Here is a 20927-nt window from a genome sequence, read left to right on the forward strand (position 1 = left end):
AATGCAGAATAAATGGATTTTAATCATGCAAACAGAACAAAATATCTTACAACGCTTCGCCCTGCGCGTCAGTGACTGGTCAGAAAAATGGTTTCCCGATTCTTATATTTTTGCCCTGCTCGGTGTCATCATTGTCGCAATTGCCGCTATCGGAATTGGCGCGCCGGCACAGGACGTTGCCATTTCCTTTGGTGACGGGTTCTGGAGCCTGATTCCCTTTACCTTGCAGATGTGCATGCTGATCGTGGTCGGTTATGTGGTTTCGGTTTCAAAACCAATGCAGCTTCTGATCCGAAAAATGGCACGTCTGCCCCATTCAGGGCGAGGTGCGATTGTATTGGTCGCGACAGTCAGCCTACTCATTTCCCTGATTAACTGGGCCATGAGCACAGTTCTAACTGCATTACTCGTGATTGCACTGGCACAACGTAAAGAACTCAATATGGATTACCGCGCTGCAGCCGCAGCAGCGATTATCGGGATGGGGGCCACCTGGGCACTCGGCATCAGTTCCTCTGCTGCACAATTACAGGCCAATAAAAGCAGCCTGCCTGAACCGATTTACAATCTGACCGGTGTCATTCCATTTACCGAAACGATTTTCCTGCCGCAATCCATGATCATGACGGCGGTTCTAATTATTGCCTCGATTGCCATTGCCTACTGGTCAGCGCCGAAAGGCAGTCATATTAAAACCATTGAACATTTTCCGGTTCAGATTGAAGAAGGAAAACCGGAAGAATCTTCATCAAAACGTCCGGGCGACTGGCTGGAAAACTCACCTATTTTAAGTATTCTGATTGTGGTGCTAGGTGCTGTATGGATGTTTAACGAATTTTCCGAAAGCAATCCTATTCTGGCCATCTCCAGTTTAAATACCTATAACTTTATCTTCCTGATTTTGGGTGTCGCACTACATGGTACGCCACGGAATTTCCTCAATGCCGTTTCCAAGGCTGTGCCAGCAATTTCGGGTGTGCTGATCCAGTTTCCTTTATATGGCAGCATTGCCTTTATGATGACCAATGCGCTGAATTCTGCCGATCTGTCCCTATCACACTATATTGCCGAATTTTTCGTTTCGATTGCTTCACAGGAAACCTTTGCTATCGTGATGGGTCTCTATTCGGCAATCCTGGGTTTCTTTATTCCTTCTGGCGGAGGGAAATGGATTATCGAAGCGCCCTATGTGATGCAGGCTGCGCATGATCTGAAAGTGCATCTGGGCTGGTCAGTGCAGATTTATAATGCTGCCGAAGCCTTGCCCAATCTGATCAATCCTTTCTTTATGTTGCCGATGCTGGGCATCCTGAAGTTAAAGGCCAAAGATGTGATCGGTTTTACCGTGACCCAACTGGTTTTTCATATCCCGCTGGTGCTGTTTTTACTCTGGTTCCTCGGCCGAACTTTGACCTATAGTCCACCGGTCTTTTCTTAATTTAAGCCATATAAAAAGGACGAATCATTCGTCCTTTTTCATCTGGAAAATTATTTCAGCTGGCTTTCTTTTCTACAACACCCTCGCTATCCACTGCACGTATAGTACCTGTTTCAGTATTAACCACTTCAAAAGCTACGCGGCGGTTCTGAAACTGTCCGGCAGGTGTCGCATTCGGTTCAACAGGCTGGCCCTCTCCCACGCCTACAGCTTGCAATTGCGCAGGATCAACCCCCTTTTCAATCAGATAACCCACAATTGCTTGCGCGCGTTGCACAGACAGCACTTTATTCTCGGCCTCACTTCCTTGCGCATCGGTATGTCCTTTGACCTTGAGAATAACATGCGGTGCGCGCTGCAATAATGCGGCAGCCTGATCCAGTACCGATTTATTCACTTCCGGCACGGTAGTCGATGCAGTATCAAAATTAATAATCTGCAAATTCAGTGCGGTCGCAACATCTAAGGCCTGAACATGATCAGTTTTGATACTCGCCAATGCTTGTTCTGCCTCGCTATTGGCAGCCTGAATCGCCTCACTCCTATTGACCGGCTGTTGAGTCACAACAGTGACATTTTTGGCCAGATTACGAATTTGTGTTGCCAGACGTTCTGCTTCTGCATTACTCGCTGCACGTATAGCAACCTGATTACCAATCCAGTCCAGTGAGACATTTGGCATGCCTTGAATCAGTTTCAAAACGGAAGGAATGCTATCCTGATCAATAAATTCCGAATGATAAACCTCACTGCTGAGCGCCCCACAACCAATATTATAATTAAAGATCTGTTTAATCTCAGTTTGCAAAATTTGCATATATTGGGGATTATTCAGCTGTAACTGACAACTGATAATTTCACCATTAGTGCCGGTACTCAACTGTAAAGAAGCCGGTTGGGCTGCGGCAATTTCACGGGTCGTTTGGGTGTTTGCCGAATCCTCAGCATCATCCTGCATACAGCTACGAACAAAAAACAGGATTAAAGCTGCCAGAATCAGAAAAATAATAAACGGCCATAAAAAACCGCTTTTTTTCTGTTGCTGTACCACAACAGTATATTCTGGTTCTAGTTCAGGCGCCTGATTCAAATGCTGCCCTGCCAATGGAGAAACACCTAATGCCGCTAAAATTGATCCGGCCCAAACAGGTAATGCACGCTGGATCGATTCGGCGTGGGTTTCCAGCAAATGACTAATCGCTTCTGGACTTGAAGCACCGGCTTCGGTCTGTAAAAAATTGAGGGTCGGTACAATGGCCCGATTCAGGGTTTGCTCTATTTGATCTTGTGGTGCGCTCTGATCAAGTTGATCCAGAAACTGCTGCTTGAGTGCCGAATTTCCATTAAACAGTTCATGGATTTTTGGATTGAGTTGCTGGCTTAAACTTTCAATCCATGCAGGACGTGCACGCAATATACTTAAGAATATGGGATAGAACTGACTCAGTGCCTGATCTTTGGCAAATAGATGTTCGGTTTCGCCTTGTAGCACAATCGCTGTAACATCGCTTTTTAAGCGTTCCATCAGATCTACATTCATATTGTCACCATTCTTTTGATTTTTCTAATGTTTAATATTCAATCAGTGTAACGATGCCAGTTTTTTGAAAATGTAAATAATTGTATGAATATCATAAAGTTTCACTGTTTTTGTTGAGTACTCATTTTACTGACACAGAATTCAAAAACAAAAAAAGCCAGCCGAAGCTGACTTTTATAAAAGCTGGATCTATTAAGCGAGGAACGTTTTTAAAACTTTAGCTCGCACTTTTTGATTGATCAGCGGTGTATTTTTACCTTGCGACACGATGCTTTCTTTGTTCAGCGTCCATTCTAGCTCTGGATCTACCAGCACCCAACCCGCCTCTTTTGTCCAGCGATCTGCCATTTGTGCAACACGTGCCGGAGCCAAAGTCACTTTTTCTACCCATTCCAGTGGTGTAAACAAACCTTCATTGACCAGTTGAATCCCAAAAGGTACATAAGTATCAAAAGCGCTAAAGCCAGGCTGGGTTTCAGCAAATGGTGCCATTTTCGCAGAGCTGCTCAGCGGTTCATGATGGGTACAAATCGCATCAATCACCCCAGATTTTACTCCTTGGCGTAGCAATTCTTTGTCTTGTTCAGCACGCAGTGGCGGACGTACATGTGCCAGCGAATTAAAACCGTCAATTAAGGCATCGGTCAGATGTAATTGGTGCATGGCCACATCACAGGTGACAGGCAAGCCTTTTTCTTTGGCAATCCGGATTAGCTCTACTGACGCACCACAAGATAATAAACCGAAATGCGCACGAACTTTGGTCACTTCAATCATTAACAGGTATTTGGCAATTGCCACGGTTTCAGCAAGTGCTGGAATCATCGGCAAGCCCTGACGTGAGGCAATAAAGCCTTCATGCACACAGCCATCTTTGGCAATTTGCGGCTCTTCTGCATAGAACACCACAGTCAGATCTAAACCTGCAGCATATTCCAGTGTACGTAATACCACGTCATCATTGGCAAAAGGCGCACTGGCATTGGACACCGCAGTACATCCGCCTTTTTTCAAGCCGGCCATATTGGCAGGTTGCTGGCCTTGCAAGCCTTGGGTTTGAGCACCAATCACTTCAAGATAGATACCACCGTCCAGCATGGCTTTTTCAACCAGACCATGAATCAGTGCGCCATTGTCCTGCACGATCGGCTTTGAATCTGGTGGCGTAAACACGTGCAAAATCCCATTTTCACGTGCTGCTTTACCTTCAGATTTTAAGGTGCCATGTTGCTGCTGACCCGGTTCACGTAAACGTGCACACAGATCGACCATGGTGGGCATCAACCATTTGCCCTGACCATCAATGGTTTCAGAGACAGCAGCCGTTTCCGCAACGAACTTACCATTTTCCAGATACACGGTCTGAACAGAATCAGTGTTTTGGATTGGATCGAGCACACGAACATTTTCAATTTTTACAATAGTCATGACTTATTCCTTAACCCGCAATCGCTGCAATCAAACCCTGTTCCTGAAGCTGGCCCTGCATTGACAAAGCCAATACCGCCATACGTACCGCAATACCATTGGTCACCTGCTTTAAAATCACAGATTGTGGACCATCCGCAATACTTGAGTCGATTTCAACGCCGCGGTTCATTGGTCCCGGATGCATCACGATACAATCCGGTTTGGCCATCGCTAAACGTTCTTTGTTCAGGCCATACATCTTGTAGAATTCAGCTTGCGATGCCAGTGCCGGAGAATCAATCCGCTCATTTTGAATACGCAGGGTAATGATCACGTCGCAATCTTTGATGCCATCTTCCATGTTATTAAATAGACGAACACCATCACCATATTCTTCAAAACCGTATGGCAGCAAGGTATTTGGTGCAATCACCCGAATATCTTCGCAGCCTAAGGTTTGCAAGGCAGCTACATCTGAACGCGCGACACGTGAATGTTTGATATCACCAATAATGGCAATCGACATCTCTTCAAATTTTTTATGGGTTTCCCGGCGAATGGTGAGCATGTCCAGCATCGCCTGGGTTGGATGGGCATGACGGCCATCACCGGCATTAATAATCGCCACCGTCGGACAGACATCTTTGGCAATAAAATGCGCCGCACCTGAAGATGAATGACGCACCACGAAAATATCGGCGGCCATCGCTTCAAGGTTCCATAAGGTGTCACGCAGGGTTTCACCTTTAGAGGTACTCGAACGGGCAATATCGATATTCAGAACGTTGGCAGAAAGGCGCTTGGCAGCGGCTTCAAAAGTAGTGCGGGTACGGGTAGAGTTCTCGAAAAACAGGTTCATCACCGTTTTGCCTTCCAGCAAATTATTGGTAATGAGCTGATTTTGGTCATTAAAAAAGGACTGCGCAGTGTCCAATATTTTTGTCAGGGTTTCTTTGGAAAGACCTTCGATGGTCAAGAAGTGTTTTAGATTACCTTCTTTATTGAGTTGAATCTGGCTCGGTGTATGCAATGCCGCCAAGTGCATGAGAGATTCCTTATGCGTTAAGTCAACATATTATACAGAGATTGGCCAGTCTGAGTAGTTGGCAATGTGACTACTTGTACAAAAACCACCTCGATAATAAAAATAGAAATTGAAATTCCTATGTATTTTTTCAATAAGATAATTTAACCATTTTCCATCCTGCTGACTTTCAGTACAAAATTATGGGTGCTTCAGTCTGGCACATTCACACCCATCGTTTTATCGCAGCGCACCGATATAATGATGTGCAACCTGTGCACGGTAAATATCGTCCTGATCGGGTTCAACCGAGACCAATTTCTCCTGCTGTGGCAGATGTGCAGATTTTTCAAACTGTTGCTGCCGAACCACAGGCAGATCCCAAACCTGTTTTAAACGCTCGATTAAACGCTGCAACTCTGGATCTTGGGTCTGTTCTACCAGCTCAATCACATGCCGCGCATAGTCCAGATTTTCTGCCAGATAAAGCGCATCCACGACCCGGCCTGACACGCGTCTCAAACGTGTATAAATTAAAGTGGCCACTGAAAAAACGTCATGGTTGCGTAACTGATTCTCTAACATTTTAACCCCCATTATAAAATTGAAAAATCAGGCAGCCATCGCTCTCCTCCGACTGACTGCCTGATTTGCTGTGTATAGAGCAAAATGCGTACCAGTTCATCAATTTATCATGTGAATATTATTTTTCACGCGTACACGGCAAGGCCTTTCAGAGAATTTAAAAAGCTTTCAATATAAAAATACGGTAAACTTGGCGCAGTTTTTTATTTATCTTTTTTGGTCTCTCTATTATATGAATACCTCTCCACGTTTAAGCAATTATTGGGTCACCTGTGCCGATGGTCTGGAAACCTTATTAGAAGAAGAACTACAAGGCTTAGGTGTTCAGAATATTGAGCGTTTTCCCGGTCGTTTAATCTTTAAAGGCAGTCTGGAAAATGCTTATCGGATTTGTATGTGGTCACGTCTGGCTTCACGTGTGCTCATGCCAATTCATACCCATGAAATTGAATTTTCTCACGATGCCCGTGATGTGGCAGAAGAGCTATATGAAGGTGCAATCAGCTTTGACTGGTCGCTCATTTTTGCACCACAAAGTACCTTTGCGATTCGCTTGCATGTCGAGCGTGACATCAAGGTCAATACCCAGTTCGCAACTTTGCGTGCCAAAGATGGTGTCGTAGATTCCTTCATGGAAGCTGTGGGTAAACGCCCAAGTATCGATACCAAACAGCCAGAAATTACCATGTATATTCTGGCTGGGAAGAAAGAACATACCTATTGTCTGGACTTGTCCGGCGACTCATTACATAAACGTGGTTATCGCCACTTTATGACCGATGCACCAATCAAGGAAAATCTGGCTGCTGCAATTTTGCAAAAAGGTCAGCTTAAACAGATTAGTCCGGACATCATTGTCGATCCAATGTGTGGTTCAGGTACCTTTATCATTGAATCACTGATGATCCTGACCGACCGTGCGCCGGGTCTGGTGCGTCGTTTCGGTTTTAATGGCTGGAATGGCCATGACCATGAACTCTGGATGGGCATTAAAGCTGAAGCAGCTGAACGCCACCAAGCGGCAATGAAAAATCCATTACCGCAATTCTATGCCTTCGATGCAGACTGGGAAGCTGTAAAAGCGACACGTCAAAATATCATCGCGGCAGGTTTTGAAGCTGCTCTCGACAATATCATGATCGAAGAGCGTACTTTAAATGACTGGCCGGATTTTCAGGCTGAAGGCAAGAAAGTCTTCTTCGTAACCAACCCGCCTTATGGTGAGCGTCTCGGTGATAAAGCGCAGAACCGTTCTTTATATCTTGGTTTATCGGCTTTACTGCAAAAGAATTTCCCGAATCAAAAAGCGGCGGTGATTGCCTCTCAAGTCGAACAGGCTGACGTGCTGGCCTTTAATGATCCGCAAATCCTGCGTTTGATGAATGGTAAATTGCCGATCTATATCCGCTTTGGTACGGTTAAACCTGCGGCTGTGGTGCGTCCGTTTCTGGAAGGTTGGCAGCCGCAACAATTCGAACCAATCGAAGGTGCGATGGAGTTTGCCAACCGTCTGACCAAAAATATGCAAGCCCTGAAAAAATGGGCAGTCAAAGAAGGCGTACACTGTTTACGTCTGTATGATGCCGATTTACCAGACTTTAATGTCGCGGTGGATCTGTATGGTGAGCGCCTGCATGTGCAAGAATATGCTCCACCTAAAACGATTGACCCTGAAAAAGCCAAGAAACGCTTTAACCTGGCACTGCAAGCCATTCGCGCTGTGACCGGTCTGGGCCGTGATGCGATCTTTATCAAGACCCGCGCACGTCAGGAAGGTAAAAACCAGTACACCAAACAAAGTACCGCATCGAAGCGTTTTATCGTACAGGAAGGTAAGGCCAAGATTCTGGTTAACCTGACCGATTATCTGGATACCGGTCTGTTCCTGGATCATCGTCAAATGCGTTTGCGTATTGCCCGTGAGGCCAAAGGCAAACACTTCCTGAACCTCTACAGCTATACCTCTACGGCGAGCCTACATGCTGCCTTGGGTGGTGCTGCAAGTACCACCAGTGTCGATCTTTCCAATACCTATTTGAACTGGTCGAAGGAAAACTTCGTGCTGAACGGTTTAACCGTAGATCACGCCGATGAACAACATCAGTTCTTTGCATCTGACTGTTTTGAATGGCTCAAAGAAGGTCATGAGCAATATGAGCTGATCTTTATTGATCCACCCACTTTCTCAAACTCGAAAAAATTCTACGGGACGTTTGACGTACAGCGCGACCATCTATCCTTGCTTAAACGCGCCATGAACCGTTTAACCAGCGATGGTACCCTGTACTTCTCGAACAACTATCGTGGTTTCGAGATGGATGAAGAAATTCTGGCGTTCTATGATGTCGAAGAAATTACTCAAGAAACCATTGGGCCTGATTTCAAGCGTAACCAGAAGATTCACCGTGCCTGGAAAATCGGCCATCCTAAAGTGTAATCACTGGTATTAGATTGTGATAAAACAAAAGCCTGTTCAGTTGAACAGGCTTTTTCTTCTTAGATTCGCTGTTAAAAAGCGACTTACAACTTATTGTGCAGTTAAGAACTTCTTTTCACCATACAGATAATGCATGGATAGTTTAAACACATCACCATCTCGCTGAATTTGCTGATTAGCTTGCATCGCACTCAGCATTTGCTCCAGCTCTTGATCGGACATATTTTTACCTGCGGCACGCATATAATGATGAGTGAAGGTTTTTACTACCTGTTTATTGAAACTGATATTGGTTTGCACTTCTAACAGATTTGGGAACATTTTTGCCAAGCTTTCCAAGGTGGTTTGATGGCCTGGCATTACTTTTCCGACTAAATCTGCCTGAATACTGCCTGTGCCTAACTTTAACTGATTCTGCTTCGATTCAAACTTGAAGCCATCATTAATCACCGCCAGCATGGCTTGTATCGCATCTTTTTCAAAATTTCCTGCTTCCAGACAAGAGTTATTTTGCTTTTGCAGAATATCAAATAATATCTGCATTTTTTGACGCTGTAAGTCTTTGAGCTCCCAATTGAGTTCTAAGTCTTGCATCGCAGGGACATTATTTAAGCCCATTTCGGCAATTTTAAATTTTGATTGAACATCTACTGTACGCTCATGCAGTTGGGTATCCATACGCCAGCTCAGGTCTTTCAGTTGTCCTGAGCCTTCTGCCTTAGCATCCTGGCGCTGCATTTTGACAATATTGAACTCGAAATAACCCGGTTCTAAATACTGCGCATTCAGAGCCTGATTGGTTTTAAAATGCACACCCTTGAGTTGTGTATTTCCAGACTGATCACGAATAGACAATTCTGGCACATCAAAACTCATATTTAAAATTTTATGTTGTCCCTGACTCTGTTTTGCCTGAAACTTGATCTGTATAGGGTCAATTCTGGTATATAAACCTGCTTCTTTTTTTTCGATGACAGGGGTTTGTAATTGTGTGGTCGATACACCCAACCAGTTGACTTGCGTCGTCACTTTTAAAGGTTGCTGAAAAAATTCAGCATATGCGCCCTGTCCTTGTGCTAAATCGAGTTGAGAATGAATGGTATAGCCTTTCCAGGTACGCTGAATTTGGTCTTGACCATTAAATACTAATTTTTCTTTGGCATTACACGCGTCTGGCATAATGCTCATGCTCCACTTGGCCGTGCCTTGTAGAGCCCCCATAGCGTAGTCAGTATATTGCACACTAATGTTCGGCGCTGGTTTTAAATTTTGTTGATAATGCGCTTTCAAGCTCTTATCTGCATATAAATTACCCGTGCTCACAGCCCCCGCCAACACCACGACACCAATTCCACCCCATACTATTTTCGACATAGTTTTTGCTCAGAATTTATCTATTTTTATTGAACATAAATTATAGTTAATCTTAAAAAATAAAGATAATTGTTTTGCAAATAAATCACTTAAACATAATATTCATCACAAAATATTAAAAATAGCTGTCACTTTTAAGCAATTTTTTTACTGATATGACCTGAATTGTCAGCCATCAAAAAACCTAGCCGAAGCTAGGTTTTCTGAAAATTAAAAGGACAGGCAATATTAGCTAAGTTTCATTTTCTCGAAGATTAAATCACCCGCTTCGGCCTGGACCAGAATCGTATCACCCGGCTGGAATTCCCCTGCAAGGATTTTTTGAGCCAGACCATTTTCAATACGTTGCTGGATCGCACGTTTTAACGGACGCGCACCATACAGCGGATCGAAACCGGCATCAATTAACTGATCGAAAGCACTATCATCTACCGACAGACGCATATCACGCTCTGCCAGACGCTGACGCAAGCGATTCAACTGGATATCGGCAATACCGCGAATCTGGTCTTTTTCCAGCGCATGGAAGACCACCAGTTCATCAATACGGTTAATAAACTCCGGACGGAAATGTTCCGAGACCGCATTCATTACTACTGTACGAACTTCATCACGTGTTGCATTAGCGCCCAGTTCACGTACATCCTGCGAACCCAGGTTCGACGTCATGACGATCACGCTGTTTTTAAAGTCCACTACCCGGCCTTGCGAGTCAGTCAAACGACCATCATCCAGCACCTGTAGTAAAATATTAAACACATCCGGATGCGCTTTTTCGACTTCATCGAACAAGATCACGCTATAGGGTTTACGACGTACCGCTTCCGTCAGCACCCCGCCTTCTTCATAACCCACATAGCCCGGAGGCGCACCGACCAAACGACTGACCGAATGTTTTTCCATGAATTCAGACATATCAATACGAATCATGGCATCGTCACTATCAAACAAGAAGTTGGCTAATGCTTTGGTCAATTCTGTTTTACCTACACCCGTTGGACCCAGGAACAGGAATGAGCCACTTGGACGGTTCGGGTCTGACAGACCTGCACGTGAACGGCGTACCGCATTCGACACCGCAACCACAGCTTCTTCTTGCCCCACCACACGGTTATGCAGAAAGTCTTCCATATGCAGCAGTTTGTCACGCTCACCTTGCAACATTTTCGCCACAGGAATACCGGTGGCCGCACTGACCACCTCGGCAATTTCATTGTCGGTGACTTTGTCACGCAGCAGTTTCGGTGCCTCACTTTCTTCAGCTGCTTCAATACGTTCCAGCTGTTTTTGTAACTCTGGAATCACGCCATATTGATACCGTGCAGCTTCAGCCAGATCACCTTCACGTTGCGCTTTGTCCAGTGCAATACGGGCCTGATCCAGTTTGATCTGTACATCCTTATTGCCTTCGACCAGCGCCTTGTCGGCACGCCAGATTTCTTCTAGGTCCTGATATTCTTTTTCAACCGTGGCGATCTGGTCAGACAGATATTGAATCTCAGCTTTGGCACCCGAGTCTTCATCTTTTTTCACCGCTTCCAGCTGCATTTTTAACTGAATAAGACGGCGTTCCAGTTTATCCAGAGCTTCTGGTTTGGAGTCGAGTTCCATTTTGATGCGCGATGCTGCTTCATCAATCAGGTCGATGGCTTTATCCGGCAACTGACGGTCGGTGATATAACGATGTGACATTTTCGCTGCGGCAATAATTGCAGAGTCCAGAATCTGTACCCCGTGATGCGTTGCATAGCGGTCTTTCAGACCACGCAGAATTGCAATGGTGTCTTCCACACTCGGTTCATCCACCAAGACTTTCTGGAAACGACGCTCGAGCGCTGCATCTTTTTCAATATACTGACGATATTCATCCAGCGTAGTCGCACCGACACAGCGCAGCTCGCCACGTGCCAGCGCCGGTTTCAGCATGTTACCGGCGTCCATCGCACCATCACCCTTACCGGCACCCACCAAGGTATGCAGCTCATCGATGAATAAGATGATTTCGCCTTCGTGTTTGGCAATATCTTTCAGAACGGCTTTTAAGCGTTCTTCAAACTCACCACGGTATTTGGCACCGGCCAGTAAAGATCCCAGGTCCAGCGATAAAACACGTTTACCTTTCAGTCCTTCAGGTACTTCACCATTAATAATCCGCTGTGCCAGACCTTCGACGATTGCCGTTTTACCCACACCCGGCTCACCAATCAGTACCGGGTTATTTTTGGTGCGGCGTGACAGAACCTGAATGGTACGGCGGATTTCATCATCACGGCCAATCACAGGATCAAGCTTGCCTGCCAAAGCACGTTCAGTTAAATCAATGGTGTACTTATTCAGTGAATCACGCTGATCTTCATGATTATTGCTCATGACTTTTTCATCGCCTCGAAATTGATTAATGATCTGGCCTAAGGTTTCTGCCTTTAGGCCAACACTGTTTAATAAGGTTTTTGTGTTACCTGTTTCTGCCAGCGCCAACAGTACCCAATCTGTAGATAGAAACTCATCTCCGGCTTTTTGCGCGAAGCTGTCTGCCAAATGTAATACTTTTGCCGCTTCAGGGCTGAGATTGATATCCGCGGAGGGATTGCTCAGGGTTGCTGCATTACTTAGGGCCGTTTGCAGCTTGGTTTGCAATTCACGCAGATTGGCGCCGGCCTGCTGCAGCAAGCTGACATTGGATGCTTCATCCATCAAGGTGGCCAGAATATGAATCCCATCAATCGAGCTATGGTCTTTAGTCATGGCCAATGATTGTGCATCGGAAAGGGTTTGCTGCAGGCGATTGGTAAATTTCTCAAAACGCATTTTTGTTATTCCTCACAACAAATTTTCTACTTGATGGATATATGGGTGCGATTAATCAGATTTCAAATTATTTTTGTATATTTTTCAAAAACTTATTATCAAAAAATATACAGATTTCAATTATAATATTGGTGTAGTCAAATCATATTTCAAGTAAGCGAAAGAGAATTTTTAATGAGACCCCAAGACTAGCGCTAACTCATCATCTTGATTAAGCTATTTAGTTGTATCGGGATAATTTAAAACAAAATTGGCTTACATATGCTGTCCTAACCCTTCTACCAAATGAAGAACTTCAGAGAGTTTCTGTTCAGTTTGAATCAATACTCGAGGTGATTAATGGCCTTATCACTGATAAAGAAAAATTAGTTCAGCAACTTCCGTATGGCTTTCGCTCATACTTTTGTTTGGGACAAAGTAGTTTCATGATTCATTTTTATAAGAGCATCTTTTATGGATGATGTTTTAATTATGCGGATTTGACGATCCTTTCCCATACTCTTTTTCATTAAAATAAGCGTGTAATCAACAATAAAAAAACACCCTCAATCAAGGGTGCGTCTAAATAACGATAAAAATTATGGAGCCGGATTTGGCTGCTGACAGTGAATCGCTTCAATACCTTTCAGTACGTCTTCAGATAAATCGATTTCAAAGGCCTGAATATTTTCTTTTAACTGATCCAGATTGGTGGCCCCAATAATAGTACTGGTTACAAAGAACTGCTGTTTGATAAAGGCCAAAGCCAATTGCGTCAAAGTCAGACCATGCTGCTCGGCCAGTTGTGCATATTGTTCGGTCGCCCATTCACTTTCCGGATTGCTATAGCGGCTAAAGCGCGAATATAAAGTAACCCGAGCATTGGCAGGACGCGCACCATGACGGAATTTACCGGTCAGATAACCGAATGCCAAAGGTGAATAAGCCAACAGGCCTACACCTTCGTATTTGGCAATTTCTGACATGCCCATTTCATAAGTACGATTCAATAAGCTATAGGGATTTTGCACACTGACAAACTTAGATAAACCAAGTTTTTCAGCCAGATGTAAAAATTTCATGGTGCCCCATGGGGTTTCATTGGACAGGCCGATATAACGAATGCGGCCTTTTTGAATCTCTTGATGTAAAGCGGTTAAGGTTTCTTCCAGACCTGTTACTGCACGATCTTCTGCCGCTTCTACATTACCATAGCCCAGCTTGCCAAAGAAATTGGTTGGACGTTGCGGCCAGTGCAGCTGATATAAATCGATATAATCGGTTTGCAGACGTGCCAAGGACTGGTCAATCGCTGATGCAATTTCATCTGCAACGAAACGGGTTCTGCCATCCCGGATATGACTGCCGCCTTGTGAAGGACCGGCAATTTTTGAGGCCAGAAAAAGTTGGTCACGGCCACCGCGAGAGGCAATCCAGTTACCAATCATACGCTCGGTTGCACCCTGGGTTTCAGGTTTCGGCGGAACCGGATACATTTCCGCAGTATCCCAGAAATACATTCCCTGATCCAAAGCATAATCCAGTTGCTGAAAAGCCTCTTCCTGTGTGTTTTGCTCACCAAATGTCATGGTGCCCAAACAAATTTCCGGCAAAAGAATGCCTGTATCTGCCAATGGTCTGAACTGCATAAAAAAATATCCTTAAAATTTATCGGTCGTTTATTGCGATCACATGCGCTATAGCCTATGGGAATGATAAGGGAACTTAAATTATCTTTTCTAAAAAGCTTGTGCCAAATTGTTATGTTCGAATGGATTTGTGCTTTTAAAGTAGAGATAAAAAAAGCAAATCAGAAGATTTGCTTTTTTTATTTTTGACTTATTCGTCTTCGAGCTCACCGGCACTGACCGTTTCTGGCTCCTCCAGAGAAACATCGAAAATCAGAATGGCTTTACCATCGGTTTCAATCATGCCCTGTTCTTCAAGTGTCTTCAGTACACGGCCGACCATTTCGCGGGAACAACCGACAATACGGCCAATTTCCTGACGGGTAATACGAATCTGACGGCCATTTGGTAAAATCATCGCCTCAGGCTGAGAAGACAAGTCGATCAGGCAACGTGCAATACGGCCTGAAACATCAATGAATGCCAGATCAGTCACTTTACGTGTGGTATTTTTCAGACGGCGTACCAGCTGAGCAAATACTGCATAGCTCAGATCAGGATATTGCTTGCTGATTTCATGAAAATTTTCATAGGTGATTTCAGCAATTTCACACACATCACGTGTACGAACTTCTGCAGTACGTTGTGGATTTACCTCAAATAAACCCATTTCCCCAAAAAAGTCACCTGGATTTAAATATGCCACGACAATCTCACGATCATCATCTTCACGAAGAATGATGGATACAGACCCCTTCAAAATCAAATACAAAGATTTAGATTCTGATCCTGCATCAATGATCGTAGTACGTTTTGGATAACGATTAATATATGCACGTTTTAACAGTGCTTTCACGGATTCTGGTAATTGCCCCGGAGAAAGCGCATCTGTGCTCAATTGTGAAAAGTTTGAAGTCATGCTTACGGTTCCGAATATGGATAATGTATAGATCGCACAAGACCTAATGTGAACTTGTCACACAGTGGGATTGAAATTCCGTATCAACCCAATTTATGTTAGTGTACAGTTACTTGACAAATTTATAGCTTTTTTTAGGTAGTTGCAATGCAAACAAGCGTTCATTGGTTAGAGAATGTTGCTTTTGAAGCAAAAACTCAAAGTGGTCATACCATCATTATGGATGGTTCAGCGGAATATGGCGGTGAAAACCGTGGTCCCCGTCCAATGGAACTCCTTTTAACCGGTCTGGGTGGCTGTGCATCTTTTGATATTGTGACCATTTTGAAGAAAGCCCGTCAGGATATTAGCGATGTACGTTGTGAGTTAAAGGCTGAACGTGCGGATACAATTCCGGCAGTTTTCACGAAAATTCACTTACATTTTGTCGTGACAGGCAAAGCCATTAAAGAGAAACAGGTGGCAAAAGCCGTAGAACTTTCTGCAGAAAAGTATTGCTCTGCCAGCAAAATGCTTTCGGATGGCGGCGTTGAAATTACCCATGATTATGAAATTATCGAAGCAGAATAAACTTGCAATCTTCTAAAAATAGCAGCCTGAATGGCTGCTATTTTATACCAACAAATTGCCGAGCAAAACTTCTGAAGACTCTATCTGATTAAGTCCCTTGAACCAGGTAATGGGTGCCATCTTCAAAGATCAGAATATTGTCTGGAAATCTTAAAGCGCCAAGTCGATGTCTGAACGCGACGCCCTGCTGACGATCGAGATAGCGTTTGCCCACTGAATAGTCTACACAAAATACATTTTGTTGCTGTCCATACCATTGCAATGCATCGATCGATTTAAATAGTCCGGCCTTTTCTTCAGTAGTTTTAAAGTTTCGCCAATAATGCCCAGTAATCACTGGAATTTGATCGGTATAGCTGTCCCACCATGGCAAACGATCGATCATGCGCCATCGGCCACCGGCGTAAATGGGTTGCACCGCGATCTGTTCTGCACCTGAAGTGATGACCCGAATTGGATTATGCATCTGCTCACGAAGCTCTTTTTCTGCGAGGTGTTGCAATAAAGGTAAAGTTGCAGCTGGGTCTTTGAACTGGTGTTGGTATTGTTGCTGTTCATTCTGTATTAATTCATTAATACCTAAGGCTTGCAAATCCAGCGCTGTATGCTCAACGAATTTAGCATAGGCTTCTCTGAGCGAATTGAAATGAGAATCACGTAATCGATCAATGGATTGCTGATGCCAGCAGGCATGTACCACACGCAGCTGCTCAGACTCGAGCGCCACCGGCAAGCGATTTAAAAAATCCAGAATCCACTTACGGTCTGTGGCTGAAGCCTGTATGGAATCAAAAGGTTTCAGATCATCCTGATGCGGTGAACCAAAAAACCAGCCATTGCCTTCCCGAAAAGTATCGGTCAACAGGTTCAATTCATGATTGCCAATGACACATTGTGCATAGCCTTCATCTACTAGCTGTTTGACCCGCTTGATCACCGCGACACTATCCTGCCCCCGATCACACAGATCACCAACAAAAATCAGTTTACGCTGTTCAGGATGACGACCGTGCCGGTCATAACCCAATACATGAATCAGTTGTTCCAGTGCTGCAATCTCGCCATGAATATCCCCAACGATATCCACGGGGCCAGTGAAAGCCTGTTGTATAAATGAATATTTCACTTATGCATCCTGAGTTAAAATGAAGCCAGATGAACATCCTTGGAGTATGCTTTAAATTTTTTTAGATCGGAATACAGAACACTAGATACTTTAAATAGTTCAGTTAAAATATGTCAGGTTTAAATAAAGATTTTTTATAAAATATATTTTATCTTGATTTTAAAATGACCTAAAAAATACCAGACATAATCCTTATATGCTTTAAGAGTTTAGTCCTGCTATTTTTTTGTATTTTTGAGTGCAGGCTGGACTTTATGAAACAATTAAATTTATTACATTAAAATTAAGTCATAAAAAAGCCCATTCTTTGAATGGGCTTTTTTGAATCTTGGTAGGTATATCCAGACTCGAACTGGAGACCTCTACGATGTCAACGTAGGGCACATTTATTGAATATCAAATATTTAAATAAAGATGGTGTCGATTGGTGTCGACTTATTTGTTGTTACAAAAATATTTATCCAATCCTATTATGAAAGGGCTTTGTTGCACAAAGCTATTCTTGAAGACCTCTTCAGCAATATAATTTCCAGATGAAGAAGCCTGTACCTAAAATCTACCGTACAACCAATTGGTCCTCTTATAACCAAGCTTTAATCAAGCGAGGAAATATTTCAATCTGGTTTGATCCTGAGACCCAATGGTATGCACAACCACAACGCAGGCACGGACGAAATCATACTTATTCCTATATAGCGATTTAATGCTGTTTAATGATCAAATCTTTATTCCATCCTTCTTTACGTATGGTCACTGGCTTTGCTCAAAGCCTGATTAAACTCTGTGGCTGAGCAGCCCCCAAATATCAGTGATATTCATACTCCACCCTGTGTAGACGACAAAAGCATATTGATATTGCGATAAGCTATCAGAAAAGCCGTGATGGGTTACATCTACTCGTCGACTCTACGGGTTTAAAATTTTTAAGTGAATGAGAACGGAAGCCTAAGAAACATCAGCCTGAATACCGTCGGCAATGGCGTAAACTGCATATTGGTATAGATGCTGAAACACTGCAAATACGTGCAGCTCAGCTTACGACAAATAATGTCAGTGATTCACAAGTATTAGGTGATTTAGTGAATCAAATCCCACCAAATGAGCGAATAGATTCTGTCTATACCGATGGGGCGTAGACACGAAGTGCTGCAAGCAAGTGGTTTCAGATCGTCAAGCACATGCAGTAATTCCACCCAGAAAGAATGCCAAGCCCTAGAAAGATTCTAAAATCAGTTCAATAGAAAGAAATGAGTTACTTCAAACAGTTAAATATTTAGGCAGAATCCTATAGAAAAAATGGTCGGGTTATCACCGTCGCAGTTTGGCGAAAACCAAGATGCATTGCATCAAATTATGAGGAAATAAGCTGACGGCAAGACATTTTCGAAGTCAGGTTAATCAAATTCATGCGCATGTGGCAGCTCTGAATATATTTACGGAATTAGATAGACCTCACATCCAAGTTGTTACTTAAATTTGAATGGATTGGGGAAAACTCAGCTTTTGAGTGTTTGTGCAACAAAGTCAATCTAAGTTATTTATAATATTTTAATTATGTATAGTTTATTCAGCCTTATTAACAGGCATAAAAAAGCCCACATAAATTGCAGGCTTTAAACTTAAATGATTTTAATTAAATATCACTCCATGTATCGAAAGCATGGCGCAATGGGTTTGTTGGGTCTTCGTTGGGGTCGATAGTTTGGTAGCCCAAAGGGTAATTGTCATCAAAATCGCTATTTTTTGCCAAAGCAGGTTTTTTGCTCCAAGTATCCACTACAGCAGTAGTTGGGAATGGCGGGGGCAAAACACCAAACCCCATACCTCCTGCAACAAAAGCACCTTTTGGAAAAGGTGGTGGCAGGCTGCTTATTGGTAGCCCACTCCCCTTATTAGACGGAATTGGTGGTGGAATACTACCCACTGTTAAATTTTTCATTTCCATATGTTTCGGTAATTTTGGTGGTAAGTTTTTACCTTGACCAAAAATACGTTTTAGAAAATCTTTCATATCAATCTCCTAGCACTCAAGCCTTAACTCACCCTTACTGCCTGATCAAGTATCCTGAAGAATAGCATTAAGGCTCACGCACCGATTTCGATTGTTTTTCTCGGTGTTTTTAGCAAACAACCGATCTATACAACACAATATTGAGCTTAAACCTATTAATCATTAAACCAATAAGTATAATTTATCACCATTTTCAGTATTCTGGTGTGTCTTTCTTACCGAAATTAACGCGATTTAATCAAAAAGACCTTTTCGCAAGCCGCTCTAAAAAGTGGGTAAATGAAGCGAGGAAATATTTCAATCTGGTTTGATCCTGAGACCCAATGGTATGCACAACCACAACGCAGGCACGGACGAAATCATACTTATTCCTATATAGCGATTTAATGCTGTTTAATGATCAAATCTTTATTCCATCCTTCTTTACGTATGGTCACTGGCTTTGCTCAAAGCCTGATTAAACTCTGTGGCTGAGCAGCCCCCAAATATCAGTGATATTCGTACTCCACCCTTACTTAAATTTGAATGGATTATGGGAAACTCAGCTTTTGAATATTTATGCAACAAAGGCTGTTGTAAGACAAATAGATAACCAGATAAACAGAAATGTAGTTGCATGGAAGATCATAAACTTAAATGATTTCAGTCCCCACTTATCACAAACCACGTTATAAGGTGGATCTGGCATGGGAATTAAAAATGGGCAAATCCTATAAGAAGATGCCCATATGAATACTTTAAAGATCTAAAGTAGATCGAGTTGTTTTTTAGAGGAGAGTTTTTTCAGCTTGATCCAGACATTCTACAATCTGCTTAGCTAGAGCTTCGATTACTTTTACACAAACCGAGTTTCCAAATTGCTTGTAAATTTGGACTTGTGAAACAGCATTAATAATAAAATCTTCTGGGAATCCTTGTAATCGGGCACATTCTCTTGGCGTTAACTTTCTTGGGTTCTTGCCTAATTCTTCTTGGGAAATCAGAATTTCAGAACCATCTTTATAATAACGGGCACTTAAGGTATTAGCATAAACACTATCATGATTATAAAGGGTATAACCGAACCCATTCCCCTTAACCCCGTGTTCTAGTTTTCGGCGTTGATGACCTTCCCAGAGTCTATCAGAGATAGTATAACAGTCTTGTTCGGGCGCTAAATTACTTAGATCTTCAAGAATATCACCTAGTCTGGTAGGAGTTTTAGGTGGAACAGGCCATGAAAATAATTTATCAAAATCACAGTTTGGCCCAAAATAATCACGGTCAAAGCCTACCAAGAAAACTCTTTCCCGATTTTGTGGTACACCAAAATCTGCTGCTCTTAAAACTTTAAAATCAACCCAGTAGTTTAGTTTTTCTGATAAAGCCTTTTTGTTTTCTTCAGATAAACTGATATCCAATTCTGTTTGTTCAGAAAACTCCCCTCTTAAAATCTCTAAGATTGTTTGGAGAGTACGTCCTTTATCATGACCCTGCAGCTGTTTAACATTTTCAAGAAGAAAAGCTTTGGGTCTTTTTTCAACTAGAATACGCTGTATTTCAAAAAACATTGTCCCACGGGTATCTTGGAATCCTTGTTTCTTACCAGCTTGAGAAAATGTCTGACAAGGAAAACCTCCCATCAAGATATCATGATTAGGAATGTCCTTAGCGGAAATTTGAGTGATATCACCTGAAGGAAGCTCACCATAATTAGCTGCATAAGTTTTTTGAGCAAACTTATCCCATTCTGAGCTAAATACACATTTACCATTTAGTTTTTGAAAAGGTAAGCGAATACCACCAATACCAGCAAAAAGGTCAATAAAAGTAAATTTATACGAACCCTCTTCTTTTTGTTTAAAAGGTGTGTGGTCAGGCAGGACTAGAATCTTTTCCCATTTAGCTTTAGTTGGCTTATGTTCCCCAGATTCCCATCCACGAACAGTTCGCTCACCATTTTCTTTCATATCAAGTAATAGAGCGAATTCAGTAAGCGACAAACCCATGTTAATTCGTTTATTTCTGATATAAGATGCTATATCAAGTGATTCATATTTCATTTAAAACTTATCCGCCTTTAATCCCGGATGAAATCT

At 42.9% G+C, this 20927-nt stretch carries 14 protein-coding genes and 2 pseudogenes; 5 read left to right on the forward strand and 11 right to left on the reverse strand.

What is annotated here, in order from left to right:
- Window positions 1-25: 25 nt before the first annotated feature.
- Window positions 26-1438, forward strand: coding sequence for a short-chain fatty acid transporter (locus CWI32_RS13490; protein ID WP_005171604.1), 1413 nt, complete (start codon window positions 26-28; stop codon window positions 1436-1438).
- Between the two features lie 55 nt (window positions 1439-1493).
- On the opposite strand, the gene CWI32_RS13495 is transcribed toward CWI32_RS13490, so the two are convergent.
- The 4 genes from CWI32_RS13495 to CWI32_RS13510 form a co-directional block, all read right to left on the reverse strand.
- On the reverse strand, window positions 1494-2978 hold the full coding sequence (locus CWI32_RS13495; RefSeq protein WP_100535529.1) for an OmpA family protein: 1485 nt from the start codon (window positions 2976-2978) through the stop codon (window positions 1494-1496).
- Between the two features lie 192 nt (window positions 2979-3170).
- Window positions 3171-4406: a dihydroorotase gene (locus tag CWI32_RS13500; RefSeq protein ID WP_100535530.1), complete on the reverse strand. Its 1236-nt coding sequence runs from the start codon at window positions 4404-4406 to the stop codon at window positions 3171-3173.
- 10 nt (window positions 4407-4416) lie between these two features.
- Window positions 4417-5433 (reverse strand): aspartate carbamoyltransferase catalytic subunit, encoded by a 1017-nt coding sequence (locus CWI32_RS13505; RefSeq protein ID WP_100535531.1) that lies wholly within the window; start codon window positions 5431-5433, stop codon window positions 4417-4419.
- A gap of 219 nt (window positions 5434-5652) precedes the next feature.
- Complete coding sequence (locus CWI32_RS13510; protein WP_100535532.1) at window positions 5653-5997, reverse strand: hypothetical protein; 345 nt, start codon at window positions 5995-5997, stop codon at window positions 5653-5655.
- Window positions 5998-6229: 232 nt separating this feature from the next.
- On the opposite strand from CWI32_RS13510, the gene rlmKL reads away from it, so the two are divergent.
- A complete protein-coding gene (gene rlmKL, locus CWI32_RS13515; RefSeq protein WP_100535533.1) occupies window positions 6230-8434 on the forward strand; it encodes a bifunctional 23S rRNA (guanine(2069)-N(7))-methyltransferase RlmK/23S rRNA (guanine(2445)-N(2))-methyltransferase RlmL in 2205 nt (734 codons plus the stop codon).
- A 90-nt stretch (window positions 8435-8524) separates the two neighbouring features.
- Here rlmKL and CWI32_RS13520 read toward each other — a convergent pair whose 3' ends face one another.
- The 4 genes from CWI32_RS13520 to crp all read right to left on the reverse strand — a co-directional run bounded on the left by CWI32_RS13520 (window position 8525) and on the right by crp (window position 15142).
- Window positions 8525-9808, reverse strand: coding sequence for a DUF945 family protein (locus tag CWI32_RS13520; protein WP_100535534.1), 1284 nt, complete (start codon window positions 9806-9808; stop codon window positions 8525-8527).
- A 228-nt stretch (window positions 9809-10036) separates the two neighbouring features.
- A complete protein-coding gene (clpB, locus tag CWI32_RS13525; RefSeq protein ID WP_100535535.1) occupies window positions 10037-12616 on the reverse strand; it encodes an ATP-dependent chaperone ClpB in 2580 nt (859 codons plus the stop codon).
- Window positions 12617-13194: 578 nt separating this feature from the next.
- Window positions 13195-14244, reverse strand: coding sequence for an NADP(H)-dependent aldo-keto reductase (locus tag CWI32_RS13530; RefSeq protein ID WP_100535536.1), 1050 nt, complete (start codon window positions 14242-14244; stop codon window positions 13195-13197).
- A 190-nt stretch (window positions 14245-14434) separates the two neighbouring features.
- Window positions 14435-15142, reverse strand: a complete 708-nt coding sequence (crp, locus tag CWI32_RS13535) for a cAMP-activated global transcriptional regulator CRP (RefSeq protein ID WP_005171629.1) — start codon at window positions 15140-15142, stop codon at window positions 14435-14437.
- A gap of 147 nt (window positions 15143-15289) precedes the next feature.
- On the opposite strand from crp, the gene CWI32_RS13540 reads away from it, so the two are divergent.
- Window positions 15290-15712 carry an OsmC family protein gene (locus CWI32_RS13540; RefSeq protein ID WP_005171632.1) on the forward strand — a complete coding sequence of 141 codons (423 nt, stop codon included), beginning with the start codon at window positions 15290-15292 and terminating at the stop codon, window positions 15710-15712.
- 88 nt (window positions 15713-15800) lie between these two features.
- Here CWI32_RS13540 and CWI32_RS13545 read toward each other — a convergent pair whose 3' ends face one another.
- Window positions 15801-16838 carry a metallophosphoesterase gene (locus CWI32_RS13545; protein ID WP_100535537.1) on the reverse strand — a complete coding sequence of 346 codons (1038 nt, stop codon included), beginning with the start codon at window positions 16836-16838 and terminating at the stop codon, window positions 15801-15803.
- 533 nt (window positions 16839-17371) lie between these two features.
- Here CWI32_RS13545 and CWI32_RS13550 point away from each other — a divergent pair.
- Window positions 17372-18312: pseudogene (locus CWI32_RS13550) on the forward strand (IS5 family transposase).
- A 159-nt stretch (window positions 18313-18471) separates the two neighbouring features.
- Here CWI32_RS13550 and CWI32_RS13555 read toward each other — a convergent pair.
- Window positions 18472-18849: a hypothetical protein gene (locus CWI32_RS13555; protein ID WP_100535538.1), complete on the reverse strand. Its 378-nt coding sequence runs from the start codon at window positions 18847-18849 to the stop codon at window positions 18472-18474.
- Between the two features lie 279 nt (window positions 18850-19128).
- Here CWI32_RS13555 and CWI32_RS13560 point away from each other — a divergent pair.
- Window positions 19129-19320, forward strand: a pseudogene (locus CWI32_RS13560) (transposase); the annotation flags it as partial.
- Window positions 19321-19616: 296 nt separating this feature from the next.
- On the opposite strand, the gene CWI32_RS13565 reads toward CWI32_RS13560, so the two are convergent.
- Complete coding sequence (locus CWI32_RS13565) at window positions 19617-20891, reverse strand: DNA cytosine methyltransferase (protein ID WP_100535539.1); 1275 nt, start codon at window positions 20889-20891, stop codon at window positions 19617-19619.
- Window positions 20892-20927: the final 36 nt, after the last annotated feature.

This window comes from Acinetobacter pseudolwoffii (assembly GCF_002803605.1).
In the GTDB taxonomy this organism is placed as follows: domain Bacteria; phylum Pseudomonadota; class Gammaproteobacteria; order Pseudomonadales; family Moraxellaceae; genus Acinetobacter; species Acinetobacter pseudolwoffii.